This window comes from Bacillus sp. SSR7 (genome assembly GCF_055902415.1).
In genome coordinates, this window is record NZ_JBVVXV010000002.1 from 390,244 (window position 1) to 404,676 (window position 14,433).

The 14,433-nt window shown below is 36.1% G+C and carries 16 protein-coding genes; 10 read left to right on the forward strand and 6 right to left on the reverse strand.

Going from position 1 to position 14,433, the window contains the following annotated elements; translation table 11 throughout:
- Nucleotides 1–129 precede the first annotated feature (129 nt).
- From deoB to corA, 4 genes are all read left to right on the forward strand, one after another.
- Nucleotides 130–1,314 (forward strand): phosphopentomutase, encoded by a 1,185-nt coding sequence (deoB, locus tag AC0NJG_RS06115; RefSeq protein WP_001046083.1) that lies wholly within the window; start codon nucleotides 130–132, stop codon nucleotides 1,312–1,314.
- A gap of 12 nt (nucleotides 1,315–1,326) precedes the next feature.
- The gene (locus AC0NJG_RS06120) at nucleotides 1,327–2,148 is read left to right on the forward strand and encodes a purine-nucleoside phosphorylase (protein ID WP_474062925.1); all 822 of its coding nucleotides are present in this window, start codon (nucleotides 1,327–1,329) and stop codon (nucleotides 2,146–2,148) included.
- A 7-nt stretch (nucleotides 2,149–2,155) separates the two neighbouring features.
- Complete coding sequence (locus AC0NJG_RS06125; protein WP_001243081.1) at nucleotides 2,156–3,460, forward strand: pyrimidine-nucleoside phosphorylase; 1,305 nt, start codon at nucleotides 2,156–2,158, stop codon at nucleotides 3,458–3,460.
- Between the two features lie 62 nt (nucleotides 3,461–3,522).
- Nucleotides 3,523–4,485, forward strand: coding sequence for a magnesium/cobalt transporter CorA (gene corA, locus AC0NJG_RS06130; RefSeq protein WP_001998197.1), 963 nt, complete (start codon nucleotides 3,523–3,525; stop codon nucleotides 4,483–4,485).
- 34 nt (nucleotides 4,486–4,519) lie between these two features.
- Here the strand turns inward: corA and AC0NJG_RS06135 are convergent, their stop codons facing one another.
- Nucleotides 4,520–5,809 (reverse strand): NCS2 family permease, encoded by a 1,290-nt coding sequence (locus AC0NJG_RS06135; RefSeq protein ID WP_000676248.1) that lies wholly within the window; start codon nucleotides 5,807–5,809, stop codon nucleotides 4,520–4,522.
- Between the two features lie 134 nt (nucleotides 5,810–5,943).
- Entirely contained in the window at nucleotides 5,944–6,615 is a 672-nt protein-coding gene (locus AC0NJG_RS06140) for an SIMPL domain-containing protein (RefSeq protein WP_087954380.1), read from the reverse strand.
- Between the two features lie 159 nt (nucleotides 6,616–6,774).
- Between AC0NJG_RS06140 and AC0NJG_RS06145 the strand changes: the two genes are divergently transcribed.
- Nucleotides 6,775–7,194, forward strand: a complete 420-nt coding sequence (locus AC0NJG_RS06145; RefSeq protein ID WP_001003315.1) for a MarR family winged helix-turn-helix transcriptional regulator — start codon at nucleotides 6,775–6,777, stop codon at nucleotides 7,192–7,194.
- Nucleotides 7,195–7,296: 102 nt separating this feature from the next.
- Nucleotides 7,297–7,842: a hypothetical protein gene (locus AC0NJG_RS06150; RefSeq protein WP_087954382.1), complete on the forward strand. Its 546-nt coding sequence runs from the start codon at nucleotides 7,297–7,299 to the stop codon at nucleotides 7,840–7,842.
- Nucleotides 7,843–7,866: 24 nt separating this feature from the next.
- Here the strand turns inward: AC0NJG_RS06150 and AC0NJG_RS06155 are convergent, their stop codons facing one another.
- The 4 genes from AC0NJG_RS06155 to AC0NJG_RS06170 are packed head-to-tail and all read right to left on the reverse strand — an operon-like array spanning nucleotide 7,867 to nucleotide 11,264.
- A complete protein-coding gene (locus AC0NJG_RS06155) occupies nucleotides 7,867–8,931 on the reverse strand; it encodes an ABC transporter permease subunit (protein ID WP_087954383.1) in 1,065 nt (354 codons plus the stop codon).
- Nucleotides 8,932–8,943: 12 nt separating this feature from the next.
- A complete protein-coding gene (locus AC0NJG_RS06160; protein ID WP_087954384.1) occupies nucleotides 8,944–10,008 on the reverse strand; it encodes an ABC transporter permease in 1,065 nt (354 codons plus the stop codon).
- Nucleotides 9,998–10,879 (reverse strand): ABC transporter ATP-binding protein, encoded by an 882-nt coding sequence (locus AC0NJG_RS06165; protein ID WP_087996459.1) that lies wholly within the window; start codon nucleotides 10,877–10,879, stop codon nucleotides 9,998–10,000. The genes AC0NJG_RS06160 and AC0NJG_RS06165 overlap by 11 nt, the downstream gene beginning before the upstream one ends.
- Nucleotides 10,845–11,264, reverse strand: a complete 420-nt coding sequence (locus AC0NJG_RS06170; RefSeq protein ID WP_087954386.1) for a GntR family transcriptional regulator — start codon at nucleotides 11,262–11,264, stop codon at nucleotides 10,845–10,847. Before AC0NJG_RS06170 ends, AC0NJG_RS06165 begins: the two co-directional genes overlap by 35 nt.
- A 166-nt stretch (nucleotides 11,265–11,430) precedes the next feature.
- On the opposite strand from AC0NJG_RS06170, the gene dacF reads away from it, so the two are divergent.
- The 4 genes from dacF (at nucleotide 11,431) to sigF (ending at nucleotide 14,354) form a co-directional block, all read left to right on the forward strand.
- Nucleotides 11,431–12,621 (forward strand): serine-type D-Ala-D-Ala carboxypeptidase DacF, encoded by a 1,191-nt coding sequence (gene dacF / locus AC0NJG_RS06175; RefSeq protein WP_000831992.1) that lies wholly within the window; start codon nucleotides 11,431–11,433, stop codon nucleotides 12,619–12,621.
- Between the two features lie 170 nt (nucleotides 12,622–12,791).
- On the forward strand, nucleotides 12,792–13,142 hold the full coding sequence (spoIIAA, locus tag AC0NJG_RS06180) for an anti-sigma F factor antagonist (protein ID WP_000059133.1): 351 nt from the start codon (nucleotides 12,792–12,794) through the stop codon (nucleotides 13,140–13,142).
- On the forward strand, nucleotides 13,143–13,583 hold the full coding sequence (gene spoIIAB, locus AC0NJG_RS06185) for an anti-sigma F factor (protein WP_001243400.1): 441 nt from the start codon (nucleotides 13,143–13,145) through the stop codon (nucleotides 13,581–13,583).
- A 12-nt stretch (nucleotides 13,584–13,595) separates the two neighbouring features.
- Nucleotides 13,596–14,354 carry an RNA polymerase sporulation sigma factor SigF gene (sigF, locus tag AC0NJG_RS06190; protein WP_000350734.1) on the forward strand — a complete coding sequence of 253 codons (759 nt, stop codon included), beginning with the start codon at nucleotides 13,596–13,598 and terminating at the stop codon, nucleotides 14,352–14,354.
- Nucleotides 14,355–14,433: the final 79 nt, after the last annotated feature.

A 14,433-nucleotide genomic window follows, 5' to 3' on the forward strand; every position in this document is an offset into this window, starting at 1 on the left:
AGAGAATGATTTAAAGAAGTACTGTTTGATAATGAGAACGAAAGATAATTCTTATGGAGAACAGTTTCACTTTATAGCGTTTTGAACATACTACAAGAAGTAGAACTGAACTTATAGGAGGTCGCAGTTATGAATAAATATAAACGTATATTCCTAGTCGTAATGGACTCTGTTGGAATCGGTGAAGCACCAGATGCTGAACAATTTGGTGATTTAGGATCTGACACAATTGGTCACATTGCTGAGCATATGAATGGGTTACAAATGCCTAACATGGTGAAATTAGGTCTTGGTAACATTCGTGAAATGAAAGGCATATCTAAAGTAGAAAAACCACTTGGATATTATACAAAAATGCAAGAGAAATCTACTGGTAAAGATACAATGACAGGTCACTGGGAAATTATGGGTCTTTACATTGATACACCATTCCAAGTGTTCCCAGAAGGATTCCCAAAAGAATTACTTGATGAATTAGAAGAAAAAACAGGCCGTAAAATTATCGGTAATAAACCAGCTTCTGGAACTGAAATTCTTGATGAACTTGGTCAAGAACAAATGGAAACAGGCTCTTTAATTGTTTACACTTCTGCCGATAGCGTATTACAAATCGCAGCACACGAAGAAGTAGTGCCGCTTGATGAGTTATATAAAATTTGTAAAATTGCACGTGAATTAACGTTAGATGAGAAGTACATGGTAGGCCGCGTTATCGCTCGTCCATTCGTTGGTGAGCCTGGAAACTTTACACGTACACCGAACCGTCATGACTATGCATTAAAACCATTCGGCCGTACAGTAATGAATGAATTAAAAGATAGTGATTATGATGTGATTGCTATCGGTAAAATCTCTGACATCTATGATGGTGAAGGGGTAACTGAATCACTTCGTACGAAGTCTAACATGGATGGAATGGATAAGCTTGTAGATACATTAAATATGGACTTTACAGGTCTTAGCTTCTTAAACTTAGTTGACTTTGATGCGCTATTTGGTCACCGTCGTGACCCACAAGGATACGGAGAAGCTCTGCAAGAATATGATGCACGTCTTCCAGAAGTATTCGAAAAACTAAAAGAAGATGATCTATTATTAATTACAGCAGACCACGGTAATGACCCAGTTCATCATGGTACTGATCATACACGTGAATATGTACCGTTATTAGCATATAGCCCAAGCATGAAAGAAGGCGGACAAGAATTACCACTTCGCCAAACATTTGCTGATATTGGTGCAACTGTAGCAGAAAACTTCGGTGTGAAAATGCCAGAATACGGAACAAGCTTCTTAAACGAGCTAAAGAAATAGGGGGATAAACAAATGAATCGTGAACTTATTATAAAATCAGCTTCATACTTAAAAGAGAAATTTCAAGAGACACCACAAGTAGGACTAATCCTTGGATCTGGACTAGGTGTATTAGCAGATGAAATTGAGAACGCAGTAACAGTACCTTACAGTGAAATCCCTGAATTCCCAGTTTCAACTGTAGAAGGCCATGCAGGTCAACTAGTATTCGGTACACTTCAAGGTGTAACAGTAGTAGCAATGCAAGGACGTTTCCACTTCTATGAAGGATACGATATGCAAAAAGTAACATTCCCAGTTCGTGTTATGAAAGAACTAGGTGTAGAAACAGTTGTTGTAACAAATGCAGCTGGTGGTGTAAATACATCATTCGAACCAGGCGATCTTATGTTAATTTCAGATCACATTAACTTCATGGGTACAAATCCATTAATCGGACCAAATGATTCTGAAATGGGTGTACGTTTCCCTGATATGTCTACATCATATACAGTAGAGCTTCGCGAAATGGCAAAACAAGTTGCAGCAGACTTAAATATTAAAGTACAAGAAGGTGTATACGTTGGAATGACAGGTCCTGTATATGAAACACCTGCTGAAATTCGTATGCTTCGTACACTTGGTGGAGATGCAGTTGGTATGTCAACAGTACCTGAAGTAATTGTAGCGCGTCACGCTGGTATGAAAGTACTTGGTATTTCTTGTATTTCAAATATGGCAGCTGGTATTTTAGATCAGCCACTTCACCACGATGAAGTAATCGAAACGACAGAACGTGTTAAAGCTAACTTCTTAGCATTAGTAAAAGCAATCGTAAAACAAATGAAGGGGTGACCTCACAATGAGAATGGTGGACCTAATTGCAAAAAAACGTGACGGACATGCATTAACGACAGAAGAAATTAACTTTATTGTTGAAGGATATACAAATGGTGATATTCCTGATTATCAAGTAAGCTCACTTGCAATGGCAATTTTCTTCCAAGATATGAACGATCAAGAACGTGCTGATTTAACGATGGCAATGGTAAATAGCGGTGATACAATCGACTTATCAGCTATTGAAGGAGTAAAAGTAGATAAGCACTCCACAGGTGGTGTTGGTGATACAACAACACTTGTATTAGGTCCATTAGTAGCCGCTTTAGGTGTACCGGTTGCAAAAATGTCTGGACGTGGTCTAGGACATACTGGTGGTACAATTGATAAATTAGAAGCAGTTCCAGGATTCCATGTTGAAATCGAAAATGATGAATTCATGCGTCTTGTAAATGAAAACAAAATCGCAGTTATTGGTCAAAGTGGAAACTTAACACCTGCGGATAAAAAATTGTATGCACTTCGTGATGTAACGGCAACAGTAAACTCAATTCCGCTTATTGCAAGCTCAATTATGAGTAAAAAAATTGCTGCTGGTGCAGATGCAATTGTTCTTGATGTAAAAACTGGAGCAGGTGCATTTATGAAAACAGATGAAGATGCAAAACGTTTAGCAGAAGCAATGGTACGCATTGGGAATAACGTTGGTCGTAATACAATGGCTGTTATTTCGGATATGAGTCAACCACTTGGTGAGGCGATTGGTAACGCACTTGAAGTACAAGAAGCAATTGATACATTACAAGGTAAAGGACCGAAAGATTTAGAAGAGTTATGTTTAACACTTGGAAGTCAAATGGTATACCTTGCTGGACAAGCTTCATCTTTAGAAGATGCACGTGAGAAATTAATTGAAGTAATGAACAACGGTAAAGCGCTAGAATCATTTAAAACGTTCTTATCAGCGCAAGGCGGAGATGCATCTGTTGTTGATGATCCTTCTAAATTACCACAAGCACAGTTTAAAGTTGAAGTGGAAGCGAAGGAAGACGGTTATGTATCAGAAATCGTTGCAGATGAAATTGGAACAGCAGCAATGCTTTTAGGAGCAGGACGTGCGACGAAGGAATCTGAAATTGATTTAGCAGTTGGCTTAATGCTTCGTAAAAAAGTAGGGGACAGCGTGAAAAAAGGTGAATCTCTTGTTACCATTTACGCAAACCGTGAAAATGTAGAAGACGTAAAAGCAAAAATTTATGAGAACATGAAGATCTCTAAAGAGCATGTAGATGCACCAACATTAGTGCACGGCATCGTTACTGAATAATAAAGAAGCGCCAGGGAGTATTTCTCCTTGGCTTTTTTTACTATTTTTTGTTTATAATAATAATGGGTGAAAATATGATTAGAATTTGTGCAATAACAAAAACAGATGAAGTATTATATGATGTTTCGCTAGAAGAAACAAAGAAAGACCATATTGTATGGTATTGGCTAGATTTATATAAGCCAACGAAAGAAGAGTATACATACATTTTGCAAGATCATTTTAAGTTCCATCCCCTTGCAATTGAAGACTGTATAGAATATGTACAGAGGCCAAAAGTTGATTTTTATGATGGATATAACTTTTTAGTTCTTCATGCATTTGGTGAGGATGGACTAGAACCGCACGAGATCGACTTATTTATTAGTGATCGTTATATTGTTTCTTTCCATTTTTCTCATAATAATGCAATTGAAAGAGTATGGAAAACACTTGGAGAAAAGAAGCGTATTAAAAATAGTCCCCTGCACGTAGCACATACAATTATCGACCAAATTGTAGATGACTATTTTGCGCCTGTATATTACATTGAGGATCACCTAAATGCAATTGATGATAATTTAACGGGTGAGACAGCAGGTAGTGTACTAGAAGAAGTATTTGATATACGTGCAGATTTATCGAAGCTAAGGCGTACAATCATTCCGATGCGTGATTTATTGTATCGTATTTTAAATTCGACTCGTTTTTACGGTATAAGTGATCATGAAATTTACTTTAAAGATATACATGACCATTTGCTTAAATTGACAGAAATGATTGAGGCAAGCCGAGAATTAACGGCAGATATTCGAGATAGTTATTTTTCATTAAACTCACATCATATGAATAACATTATGAAAACATTAACTGTGTTCTCGACTATTTTCATGCCATTAACATTTATTGCGGGAGTATACGGAATGAACTTTACGCATATGCCAGAGCTTGGTGGACAATATAGTTATTTTATTTGTTTACTTATTATGGCGCTAATTGGCGGCGGCATGATGGCTTGGTTTTATAAAAAAGGATGGTTTAAATAAAAAACACCGAGGGGAAATTCCTCGGTGTTTTTACTTAACCGATAGCATGTAATACGAACATGGCTAAGAATAAGCATGTAATGATATACATAGACGGTGCGACTTCTTTACGCTTTCCAAGAGCAACTTTTAAGATAGGATAAGCAATAAATCCGAACGCAATGCCATCAGCGATACTATATGTGAGCGGGATCATGACGATAATTAAGAACGCTGGAAATCCTTCTGAAAAATCGTTCAAAGGAATTTGCTGAATGCTTGTAATCATCAGGCCGCCAATAATAATTAAGATTGGTGCAATGGCACTATCAGGAATTAGTTTGACAAACGGAAGTGCAAACAGTGACGCGAAGAATAACAACCCTGTAACGATAGACGTCAGACCTGTCTTTCCACCTGCAGTAATACCTGCGGCACTCTCTACTGTTGATACGGTAGGGCTTGTGCCAAATAGACCACATGTCATTGCTGAAATTGCATTGGCTTGGTAAGCACGTGGGAATTTACGGTCATCTTCTAATAAACCGTGCAGAAGTCCCATGTTCTCAAAAATAAGCACCATGCTTAAGGAGAATGTTGCAATCCAAAATGGTAAGGAAGAAAGTTTGCCAAATGACATAGCCCCAAACACATCGCCGTAATTAGCGAATGAGAATGAACTATTTCCGATTTGACTTGTATCAACAAGGCCAAATAGCCATGCAATACCAGTTCCTATTGCAATCGTCCATAAAAAGTTTCCACGTACGTTACGAATAAATAATACGAGTGCAACGATAAGAGTAAGCACAGTCGCAAGAACGACAGGGTTACTTAATTTACCCATTGCAACAGCAGTATTTGGATTCGAAACGACTAAACCACCTTTTTGCAATCCGATAAATGCTAAAAATAATCCGATGCCGACAGTGATAGCTTCCTTTAGTGACTTTGGAATCGATACTGAAAGCACGCGAGCGATTGGTGTAAACGCAGCAATTGCAAAAATAATACCAGAGATGAAGACAGCTGCTAATGCTTCCTGCCAAGTTAATCCGAGCGTATGCACAGCAGTGTACGTGAAGAATGCATTTACACCCATACCAGGGACAAGAATAGCAGGTGCATTTGCCCAAAATGCCATGAGCAGACATCCGACAAATGAACTGAAAACAGTTGCTAAAATTCCAGCTTCAAGAGGAATGCCAGCATCGGATAAAATGGATGCATTTACAATCATAATATATACGATCGTAAAAAATGACGTAACTCCAGCTAAAACTTCTTGTTTTGGTGATGTTTCGTGTAAACCTAATTTAAATGTTCTTTCAAGTATTCCTTTCATGTTAAACCTTCTTTTTCATATCCCTCTCCCACCCGTGATATCTCTTTTGTAAGAGCTCACCGTCCTTTATTATATCAGAACATCATGTTTTTACAACAAGGAAAATGATAACGTTTACTTATAAATGAAATTATTTATAAATACGTAAAAATCGCTCGTATTGTCGAAATGATCTCTAATTCTCCCGATTGAATGGGAGGAGCTGCTTGTGCATGTAAAGCAGCATAGGATGCAACTTCTCGTGGTAATTGAGCAGATTCTTCAACGAATGAGAGTGGAACAGGATTAATGTTTAAATTGTATGTACTCGCAATAGCACGAGCTTTTTCTACCGCTTGTTGCAGAGCTTGAATGAGAGCTTGCTCATAATATTTATTTGGGTGAGATATTCTAAAACGTAATCCTTTTGCTACGTTTGCTCCATTTGAAACGGCTATATCATATACTTCCCCTGCTTTTTGTACATTTAAAACGGTAATTTCATACAAATGTTCCACGCGGTATCCTTGTAGTAACGCTTTATCATTTACATACTCGTATTGAGGAGTAATCGTATAAGAAATCGTTTCTATATCTTTATCAGCAATACCAAGTTGTTTAAGTGCATCCAGCAATTGTTTTGATTGCACTGCATTTTCTTCTTGCGCTTGTTTCACATTTTTACTATCAGTTCGAATGCCAAGTGTTAGTATAACAACATTGGGTTTCGCTTTGACAACACCTTCACCTTGTACAGTAATAGTCGCTTCTTTACCAGTATTAGCTGTACGTACATTGTGTAAATAAGGATTCATTCCACCCTGCATTTTCCATCACCATCCTTTTTATATGTATATGTGTGAACAAAAAAGAAATTTATATGAAAAAAGTTACATAAATGAGAATGTTGAGGGAAGAAAGCATATACAACATAGGTATTTATAGATTATAATATGTGTAAATATGATAAAAAAGGGACGAGGCTAGTGAACGAAAAAAGAGAAACACTGATTTTAGAGTTATCCGGATCATTTCGAAAGATGATACGTTTATTACAAAATGATATTAATACACGTTTTGCAGAACATATGCCATATAATGAATTTTCTGTATTACGCGCGTTATTTTTAAACAGTCCACAGATGGCTTCGCAAATTGCGAGTGAAGTAAACGTAACCTCCAGTCATATTACAGCTGTTACAGATCGTCTCGTACGAAAAGGATTAGTAGAAAGAAAACGTTCTAATTCAGATCGTCGTATTGTGTACTTAGAAATTACAGAGCACGGAAGAGAAGTAACTGAAAAACTAGAAGCTGTACGAAAAGAATATTATAAAGAGAGATTTAAAGGTTGGAGCGACCAAGAAATAGAAATGGTATTAGAGCTATTTGGCCGCGTATTATAATAAATGAGGATAGGAAGCGAAAGCATTCCTATCCTTTTTCTTTTGAATAAAAATATTTTGAAACTCCGATACTTTAATTAAAAAGAATCGGAGTGAAAAATTATGAAACGTGTTTGTACGCTTTTCATTATGATTGGAAGTTTTTTCTGCTTTCATCAATTCGCAGACGCCGCAACACCTCTCCAAGTCGTTCAGAAAGAATTACAACATATTTCAAATAAGCAACCTGTTTTATATTCAAAACTATGGATTCGCTCTATGCAAAATGCTATTTTATTTCATCACAGTGATAACATTCGGCATGAAGATACGATAAGCAATGTAACAAAGTCTTCTCTTGTAAAAGTAAAACAACTTCCACTTCAGAAAGCATCGCAGTACATCCCTAGATTATCACAATATATTTCTAAGTTTGAGGCTGAAAATGTGCAGGTGTATTATGTGGCGGCCCGTTATGAAGTGAAAAAAGAGAACCCGTACCAATTAAATGGAATGAATTATTTTATGCAAGTGTTTATTCAACAAGGGGGAGAATGGAGAATTGCTGAAAGCATAGTTGCTCCAACCGATCAAATCGTGGCAAATGGTGATGGGTTTGGAACGAAGCAAGAAAAAGAATATGGGAAAAGAAGAGAGAATGTAAAATAACCTCCTCATCAAGAGGAGGTTATTTCATTTGAAATTCCAAGAGACTTTCCATTTTAATATTTTAGGTAGGAAGAAATACGTAATGAAACTAGTCACTAAAAATCCGATGTAAAAGCTGGACAATGAGTGCGCTCGACTTAGTATTAAACCTCCAACGATCCCACCAAAGAAAATCGCACAAGCTAAAACTACTTTTTGTAGTTTTGGATATAATAAGTAGTTACCATTTCGCTCATTGACTGAACGGGCATATAAATATATACCGAGTGGTAATAAAATAATGATATGTGCGATAGGGCCAAGCAATGTTTTTGTCGGGGGAATTTTTGTAAAGTTTGGTTCGGTATGACGTACTCCATTTTGATCAGTATAAGCGCTTTGTGGATCATAATTAAAGTAAATATTAAAATCTTCTGCTGGACTAGAAATACGTATGTTTTCCATAACATCATGTATAATGCCATTGTTCTCATGAAAGTCGGCATTCGAGTGAACAGCAATGACGCCTGAAATAAGTGCTGGAAGTAATAATGGAAACATGAATAGAGCGGCAGTGAGAACTCCTTGCGATATAACATTTCCAGCGATTGTTCCTATACATAAGGCAAGTGTATAAATAGCAATTAATACAATTAACATGTATATAAAGTAACTATGAAAGGGGGAGAATACTTGATATTTATTATGAAAAGTCAACTTTTTCATAATAGCAAATAGTCCCCAGTTTAAAACGACAACGGCGGCGATATTACAGATTCCAAATAACCATTTTGTTATATAAAGATGTGAACGTTTGAAGGGCATAGACCATAACAAGTCGCTAGCGTTATTTTGTCTTTCCCATCCAATTAACGTACAAGCTAGAACGATTAGCAAACTACCTAACAGCATGATAGAATCTAGAAGTGTTAAATCAAAACTGTAATGATATATAGCTTTCCATTTTTTGTTCATATTTAGAAAATATTGCTGTTGAATAGAAGTCATATAGTATTTATATGACAAAGTATAGAAGCTGACGAGCCAAAATAACCATACAACATATTTACTTTGTTGATATGTTCTTAGCCATAGTGCTTTTTGAAACATAGGATCTCTCCTTTAAAAAACTTTATAATTTGTTAGGCGTGATAATACAACATAAGTAATGATTCCAGCGAGAAACAAACTGATATAGTAGTTAGGTAAGAAAAAAAATTGATTGATTTTATAGCCACCTAGTAATGCAAAGTAAATGGTTGTCCCCCATATCCATATTTTTAAATGTTTTTGGAAAATAAATATCTTTTGACTGTTTTCATTTGGCGATCGTCTATATAAATATGTTCCAAGTAGTAAGTAAACTATTGTATAAAAAATAGGGACTAACATTGATTTTGTTGAATAATACGTATGAGATGCTGGATCTCTTAAAGTAGTTGAGTCATTTTCTTTTTTACGTGATTCAGGATTATAATGGTAATAAATCGTGAAGTTATATATTGGTGCAACTATATTTGTTTTTTTATTGATTTCATAAAGTTGTTCATGTAGCTTATAATTTTTAGAATCGGTATATTCTAAATGATTTATCGTAAAAGTGTAAACTAGTGGGATAAATGTAAGCCCCATTAGTAGCCATGGAATGCAAAAAATGACCTGAGAAACAATGCTTCCAGTAAAAGTACCGATGCAAAGTGCAGCTGTATATACTGCAACATAAGAAACAATTGCATAAAGAAAGTATCGATGAAATGGACTAAATGATTGATAATCAAAATGAATGGTTGTTCTATAAATAACATACATAAGAATCCAATTTATAAGTAACGAGCTTACAATACAAAAGGAACCAAAAGCCCATTTAGATAAGAAAACATCTTTTCTTTTAAATGGCATTGTCATAAGTAGCGTATTAGATTGGTTACTACGTTCCCACCCTATCAATAAGCAGGCTAAAGCAATGATAAGAACAGTTAACCAAAAACTATTACCTTCCCCTTGCGAAAAGGTATAAAAATAATAATACTGTTTCCCCTTTTCTTGTAATTCGTAATACGCATCAAGTTGTCTCTGCGCACTTCTATAGTATCCAAAAGATAATAAGTAAAGCGAACTAAAGAAGAATAGTAACACAGCATATTTCCCACGCTTCCAATTCCACATCCACAACGCTTTATGAAACATACCCATCCTCCTCCAGTGTCGTAACGAAGACATCTTCAAGTGACATTGTTAATTCTTCAATGAGTATAGGTTGTTCTTTATAAAACTTCTCCAGTGTTGTAGCTACATATCCCTCAATTAAGATTGTATATACTTTTCCTGTTTGATTTAATATTTTAATATTGCTTAAGTTTTCTAGTTTTTGAGGTAGTGATCGTTCGTAAGCAACTTGTATTTTAGCAAATCGTGATTTGGCATCGTCTAGTGATGTAATAGACGAGATAGTATGGCCTTTTAATATAATGATTGTATCTGCAATTTGTTCCACTTCATCTAAATGGTGAGTTGAGATAAAAATGGTAATCTCTTTATCTGCAACTTCTCCAACGAGAAATTGGAGGATCTGCCGTTTCACGATAGGATCAAGCCCATTTGTCGGTTCATCTAAAATGATATATTCGGCCTTTGTAGAAACGGCTAAAATGATCGCAAGCAGTGCTTTCATTCCTTTTGAGTAACTACGAATTCGTTTGTTTGGTAAGTTAAAGTGTTCTAACAGTTCATAGAAATACTGTTCATCAAATGCTGTATAAACGGCTTTATAAAACTTTACAATTTCTTTTACCGTATAGCCGTTCAGTATGTTAGTAGAATCCGGAACATATACGATTTTTTGCTTTATTTCAGGACACTGATGAATGTTTGTATCTTCATATGTAACAGTCCCTGCATCAGGGTCTAAAATACCGACCATCGTTCGTAATAAAGTTGTTTTCCCCGCACCGTTTCTTCCTAGTAACCCGATGATACTTCCTCTATGTAATGTGAAAGAAACATCGTCTAAAATTGTTTGATTATCAATTGTCTTTTTCAAGCTTGTCACTTTCAGCATCCGCATTTCCTCCAATCTCTTTATAGTATGAATCTATCCAATCATGAATTTTATCTTTCGTAACACCAAGATAAGAGGCTTCTAATAGTAATTGATGAAATTGCTTTTCAACCATAGCGATTTTCCTTTCGTCTAATGTTGGGGTAATCGATTGGGATACAAATGTTCCTTTTCCTCGTAATGTTTCAATAATCCCTTGTCGCTCTAACTCTTGATACGCTTTACTCACTGTATTTGGATTGATAACGAGTAAAGAAGCGAGTTCGCGTACAGAAGGTAGTTTGTCACTTGGAGCTAACATGTTCTTTAATACGAGTTCTTTTATATTTTGAACAATTTGTTCCCATATCGGAGTGTTGCTTCTTGGATCAAGTTGAATATGCAAGAGCAATGTCTCCTTTCTGACTTGTATTAAGTGTACTACTGTGTGTAATACACTTAATACAATAAAGGTGATGAATGTGTTTGTCAACTGAAAATGTTAGAAAAATATGGTATTAAAAAACAGTAAATTGGAAAAAATAGGTTTGATATAGAATGGAGGGTTAGTCATGAAGCGAGTTTTTGGAATACTTGTTTGTTTCATGTTATTGCTTTCTGGTACTTCAGTTAGTTTCGCACAATCTGAGAAGACGAAGCAGGAGAAAACAGAAGAAACAACGCCGAAGTTAGCGGAACAAGCGTCATCAGCAATTGTAATTGAACAAGATACAGGTAAAGTTTTGTTTGATAAAAATCCAAATGAGAAGTTACCACCTGCTAGTATGACGAAGATTATGACAATGCTATTAATTATGGAACAAGTTGAAAAAGGAAAATTAAAACTGACCGATAAAGTTAGAGCAAGTGAGCATGCAGCTTCAATGGGTGGATCACAAATCTTTTTAGAGCCTGGAGAAGAGATGACCGTAAATGAAATGCTAAAGGGTATTGCTATTGCATCTGGAAATGATGCATCTGTTGCTGTAGCGGAGCATATCGCTGGTTCAGAAGAAGGGTTTGTAAATATGATGAACAAAAAAGCGAAAGATTTAGGACTGAAAAATACTCATTTTCAAAATCCGACAGGTCTGCCGGCTAAAGACCATTATTCTACAGCAAATGATATGGCTATAATGGCGAAAGAGTTGATGAAATATCCACTTATTCGTAAATACACAGGAAAATATGAAGACTATTTACGTGAAGATACGGATAAGAAGTTTTGGCTCGTGAATACGAATAAGTTAGTACGTTTTTATCCTGGAGTAGATGGTGTAAAAACGGGCTTTACGACAGAAGCAAAATATTGTTTAACAGCATCGGCTGAAAAGAATGGGATGCGTGTTATTTCAGTTGTTATGGGAGCGCCTACATCGAAAGAACGGAACAATCAAGTAACGAAGCTTCTTGACTACGCATTTGGTCAATATATGACAAAGAAATTGTATACACGAGGCGAAAAGATTAAGACTGTCCAAGTAGGAAAAGGGAAAAAAGAAAAAGTAGATTTAGTAGCCTCCGACAATGTATCTCTTCTTATGAAGAAGGGCGAAAATATGGACAAGGTAAAGCAAGAAGTAATTGCTGAAAAGAAAGTGAAAGCGCCGATTAAAAAGGGCGATGCACTTGGTACACTTGTTATTAAGAAAGATAAAGATGTTTTATTAAAACAAACAATTGTAGCAAAAGAAGATGTTGCTGCAGCGAGCTGGTGGGAGTTATTTAAAAGAAGTTTTGGGATGTTTTCAACATCAAAATAGCGGCAAACATTTTGCCGCTTTTCTATTCGTATGTAAGTAAATAATTGCTGAATGGTTTCACTTTATGGCGAAATAGTTCTTCTTTTGTCAGTAGGAAGGATTCTTATGTTGTATCACGAAAATCTTTATGTATGTAAATCAGTAAAGTTTGAGCATAAGGAGGAAATCGTGTGAGTCTTTCCATGCAATTAGAAGTAAAACGTGACGTCCTATGTGTGAGGCTAGCGGGTGAATTAGATCATCATACTGCCGAAGAGTTGCGAACGAAAGTAACAGATATGATTGAGACACATGGTGTTCATCATATTGTTTTGAGCCTAGAGAACTTATCGTTTATGGATAGTTCTGGTTTAGGTGTTATATTAGGCCGATATAAGCATGTAAAGGGATTAGGTGGAGAAATGGTTGTTTGTGCAATTTCACCGCCTGTTAAGCGTTTATTTGAAATGTCGGGCTTATTTAAAATTGTTCGCTTAGAAGAAAGTGAAGCGCATGCGCTCGCGACGTTGGGGGTGGCATAAATGAGAAATGAAATGAACCTTCAATTTTCAGCGTTAAGTCAAAATGAATCGTTCGCTCGCGTTACAGTAGCTGCTTTCATTGCGCAACTAGATCCTACGATGGAAGAACTTACAGAGATTAAAACAGTTGTGTCAGAAGCGGTTACGAATGCAATTATTCATGGGTATGAAGGAAATGCAGAAGGTGTTGTTTATATTTCTGTAATTTTGGAAGAAGCAATGGTGAAACTCACGATTCGAGATGAAGGGATTGGCATCTTTAATTTAGATGAAGCGAGACAACCCCTTTTTACAACTAAACCTGAATTAGAGCGTTCCGGAATGGGATTTACTATCATGGAAAATTTTATGGATGAAGTAGAAGTTATTTCAAACGAATCTTTCGGGACAACAATCCATTTGACAAAATACTTATCAAATAGTAACGCTCTATGCAATTAAGGAGAATAGCCTATGGACATAGAGGTCAAAAATGAGAAGAAGAAACCTCAGTTAAAGGACCACGAGCTAAAAGCGTTAATTCAACAAAGTCAAGATGGAGATCAACAAGCGAGAGATACAATCGTTCAAAGTAATATGCGTCTCGTATGGTCGGTTGTGCAGCGTTTTCTTAATCGAGGATACGAACCAGACGATTTATTTCAAATTGGATGTATTGGGCTCTTAAAATCGGTAGATAAATTTGATTTATCTTTCGACGTGAAATTTTCAACATATGCAGTTCCCATGATTATTGGAGAAATACAACGATTTTTACGTGATGATGGATCAGTGAAAGTAAGTAGATCTTTAAAAGAAACAGGAAATAAAATTCGAAAGATGAGAGACGAGCTTTCGAAAGAATTCGGAAGGGCCCCAACGATTAATGAAGTAGCCGAAGCGTTAGAACTAACGCCAGAGGAAGTGGTTCTGGCGCAAGAAGCGAGTCGTGCCCCTTCATCTATACATGAAACGGTGTATGAGAACGACGGGGATCCAATTACTATTTTAGATCAAATTGCAGATCAATCTGAAACGAAATGGTTTGATAAAATTGCTTTAAAAGAGGCAATTAGAGAATTAGATGAGCGAGAACGTTTAATCGTATATCTACGCTACTATAAAGACCAAACCCAATCGGAAGTAGCGGAGCGAATAGGCATTTCGCAAGTACAAGTTTCAAGACTTGAAAAGAAAATATTAAAACAGATGAAAGATCGAATAGATGAATAGCTATTCGATCTTTTTTTATGCCTTTAATAGGAGGAGATTGTAAACTTTCGTAAAAATTAACAGAATTTATTGATAATTT

Excerpts from the sequence above, each read along its gene's own strand:
- deoB (WP_001046083.1), top strand. The coding sequence starts at position 130 with ATGAATAAATATAAACGTATATTCCTAGTCGTAATGGACTCTGTTGGA.
- AC0NJG_RS06120 (WP_474062925.1), top strand. The coding sequence starts at position 1,327 with ATGAATCGTGAACTTATTATAAAATCAGCTTCATACTTAAAAGAGAAA.
- AC0NJG_RS06125 (WP_001243081.1), top strand. The coding sequence starts at position 2,156 with ATGAGAATGGTGGACCTAATTGCAAAAAAACGTGACGGACATGCATTA.
- corA (WP_001998197.1), top strand. The coding sequence starts at position 3,523 with ATGGGTGAAAATATGATTAGAATTTGTGCAATAACAAAAACAGATGAA.
- AC0NJG_RS06135 (WP_000676248.1), bottom strand. The coding sequence starts at position 5,809 with ATGAAAGGAATACTTGAAAGAACATTTAAATTAGGTTTACACGAAACA.
- AC0NJG_RS06140 (WP_087954380.1), bottom strand. The coding sequence starts at position 6,615 with ATGCAGGGTGGAATGAATCCTTATTTACACAATGTACGTACAGCTAAT.
- AC0NJG_RS06150 (WP_087954382.1), top strand. The coding sequence starts at position 7,297 with ATGAAACGTGTTTGTACGCTTTTCATTATGATTGGAAGTTTTTTCTGC.
- AC0NJG_RS06155 (WP_087954383.1), bottom strand. The coding sequence starts at position 8,931 with ATGTTTCAAAAAGCACTATGGCTAAGAACATATCAACAAAGTAAATAT.
- AC0NJG_RS06160 (WP_087954384.1), bottom strand. The coding sequence starts at position 10,008 with ATGTTTCATAAAGCGTTGTGGATGTGGAATTGGAAGCGTGGGAAATAT.
- AC0NJG_RS06165 (WP_087996459.1), bottom strand. The coding sequence starts at position 10,879 with ATGCTGAAAGTGACAAGCTTGAAAAAGACAATTGATAATCAAACAATT.
- dacF (WP_000831992.1), top strand. The coding sequence starts at position 11,431 with ATGAAGCGAGTTTTTGGAATACTTGTTTGTTTCATGTTATTGCTTTCT.
- spoIIAB (WP_001243400.1), top strand. The coding sequence starts at position 13,143 with ATGAGAAATGAAATGAACCTTCAATTTTCAGCGTTAAGTCAAAATGAA.
- sigF (WP_000350734.1), top strand. The coding sequence starts at position 13,596 with ATGGACATAGAGGTCAAAAATGAGAAGAAGAAACCTCAGTTAAAGGAC.